This is a genomic window from Actinomycetospora sp. (assembly GCF_036497585.1).
Lineage (GTDB): Bacteria > Actinomycetota > Actinomycetes > Mycobacteriales > Pseudonocardiaceae > Actinomycetospora.
The window spans coordinates 1-1,763 of the sequence record NZ_DASXJD010000066.1 but is presented as its reverse complement, the minus strand read 5'-3'; the positions used below and the strand labels follow the sequence as shown (position 1 = coordinate 1,763).

Here is a 1,763-nt window from a genome sequence, read left to right as displayed (position 1 = left end):
CTCCGACGAGGTCGGCTCCGCCGTGGTGCACGTGAGCCACGTCGGGCCCTTCCCGGCGGTCTGAGCCTCACCCTTCCCACGGCGGACGCCGCCCGCTCCGCGCGCGCTCCCGCCGGCGCTGCGCCGAGTAGGAGGCGAGGGTGGCGCGGGGTTCCATCTCGAGCGCCTCCCGGCCGAGGACAGCCGACACGTGGACGAGAACCGGCGGCGAGCGCGCGACGCGACGGGTCGGACGCCGGGCCACCCGGTTCATAGCGCTGCCCGTGATCGCTGTGCGCGAGCCGAGGGCGGCCGCTGACCCGGGGTCGCTCGGCGACCAGCTCGAGGCAGCCGAGCCCGGGCAGGCCGACCCCGAGGTGGCGTGCGATCTGGGACCGGTACCTCCCGATGACCGGAACGAGCTGCGCCGCGGGAGTGATCGGGTCGGAAAAGACCCTGACCATCGGTCAGGGTTTCTCCGTCACCGACCGGGCCCCCGGCGTCACCCGGTCGGCACACCCGCCGGAAAAGTCAGCACCCGAGCTGTTGGACACATCGTGTGACTCGGTGTAGCAGACGGGTCGAACCATCCGTCACTTGCGCTACCACGCGTCACACTCGACCCATGGCAGCCCCGATGCTCGCACCACCGGTGGGCCGGGGGGAGCGTGCGGACTTCTGGCTCGATCTCGTCGCGTCCCTGTGCGCGAGCCGGCTCGACGACCTGCCGCACGCCGTCGTCGCGGGAGCGCTCACCGCCAGCTTCGAGGCCACGGCGACCGCGGTGCACATCCGGCGGGGCGACCAGGTGACGCAGTCCGTCCACGGCGGGCCCGGGCCGGCGGACCGCTGGGAGGAGGCGAACCGCTTCGCGCGCACGCGCGCGGCGACGGAGCACCCGCTGCTCGCCTACTACCTCGCGACCGGTGACGACCGCGCCCACGACCTCGACGGCATCCCGCGGATCCCCGACCGACGGCCCTGCGGAGCCTGGCGCGAGCAGGCGCGGGCCCTGGCCGCGGACCGTCAGATCGCGATCCCGCTGATCCACGCGCCACCGCACCACCACAGCTACGTGGTGGGGCGCAGCGAGCCCTTCGCGCCCGAGGACCTCTGGTTCGCCCGCCGGCTGCAGGGACTGCTCCGCGGGCTCGCCCGTCAGGTGGTGGCGACGCGCGGCGTCCCCGCCGACCCCGCGGACGAGGTGGGCCTGACGCCGCGGGAGACGGCCGCCCTGGTCGCGGTGGCCGAGGGGCTGACCGCCGACGCCGTCGCGCGGCGCCTCGGGATCAGCCCCCGCACCGTCCACAAGCACCTGGAACGGGCGTACGCGAAGCTCGGCGTCCGCGACCGCGTCTCGGCGGTGCTCCGAGCCGGGCGGCTCGGCCTGCTCCCGACGACCGCGGGGTCAGCCGCGCTTCCGTGAGCCGCCCTTCTTCGCCCCGAGGGAGGGCGGCGGGACGACGGGCCCGAGGTCGCCGTCGGGGGCCTCGTCGAGGTCGAGCATCACCGGCGCGTGGTCGGAGGGACCGGTGCCCTTGCGGGCCTGCCGGTCGATCCACGTCGCGGCGCGGCGCTCGGCGATCGGCGCGCCCGCGAGGATGAGGTCGATCCGCATCCCGCGGTCCTGGTGGAAGGCGCCACCGCGGTAGTCCCAGTAGCTGAAGACGCGCTCGGAGGGCCACCGCTCGCGGACGACGTCGTGCAGCCCGGTCTTCTGCAGCGCCGCCAGCGCGTCGCGCTCCGGCGGGGTGACGTGGGTGGACCCGGCGAAGGCCTCGACC

The 1,763-nt window shown here is 75.2% G+C and carries 1 protein-coding gene and 1 pseudogene; one reads left to right on the top strand and one right to left on the bottom strand.

Features of this window, described 5'->3' with window-relative positions; all coding sequences use genetic code 11:
- Positions 1-604 precede the first annotated feature (604 nt).
- The gene (locus tag VGH76_RS06185) at positions 605-1,405 is read left to right on the top strand and encodes a helix-turn-helix transcriptional regulator (protein ID WP_331555744.1); all 801 of its coding nucleotides are present in this window, start codon (positions 605-607) and stop codon (positions 1,403-1,405) included.
- Here VGH76_RS06185 and VGH76_RS06180 read toward each other — a convergent pair.
- Positions 1,388-1,763, bottom strand: a pseudogene (locus tag VGH76_RS06180) (exodeoxyribonuclease III); the annotation flags it as partial. The gene VGH76_RS06185 and the pseudogene VGH76_RS06180 overlap by 18 nt on opposite strands.

What these genes read in the sequence shown, in the direction of transcription:
- VGH76_RS06185 (WP_331555744.1), top strand. Translation starts at nt 605, where the DNA reads ATGGCAGCCCCGATGCTCGCACCACCGGTGGGCCGGGGGGAGCGTGCG.